Origin of the sequence: Paenibacillus popilliae ATCC 14706 (assembly GCF_000315235.1) — a bacterium.
GTDB lineage: Bacteria > Bacillota > Bacilli > Paenibacillales > Paenibacillaceae > Paenibacillus_B > Paenibacillus_B popilliae.
This window is the reverse complement of record NZ_BALG01000143.1, coordinates 1-246: the sequence shown is the minus strand read 5'-3', so window position 1 is coordinate 246 and position 246 is coordinate 1. Positions and strand designations below refer to the sequence as shown.

The following is a 246-nucleotide window of genomic DNA, read 5'->3' as shown; positions in this document are numbered from 1 at the left end:
CTGTAATCTGGGCGAAATCCGTCCCTTTGGGGAAGAACTCTCGCAGCAAGCCATTGGCGTTTTCATTGGAACCTCGTTGCCAGGAGGAATACGGGTCAGCAAAATAAACCTGCACGCCATGAGTGGCCTCCAAGCTCGCATAACAGGCAAATTCTTTGCCACGGTCAGCCGTAGCCGTTTGGAACGCTTTCGAGGGGTACTGGGCGGCAGCCACGCCAAAGGCAATCTCCATCGATAACGCCGTAC

The 246-nt window shown here is 54.9% G+C and carries 1 protein-coding gene; it reads right to left on the bottom strand.

Features of this window, described 5'->3' with window-relative positions:
- Window positions 1-246 (bottom strand): IS30 family transposase (locus tag PPOP_RS23375; RefSeq protein ID WP_042228397.1); only part of this gene is annotated, 246 nt, incomplete at both ends.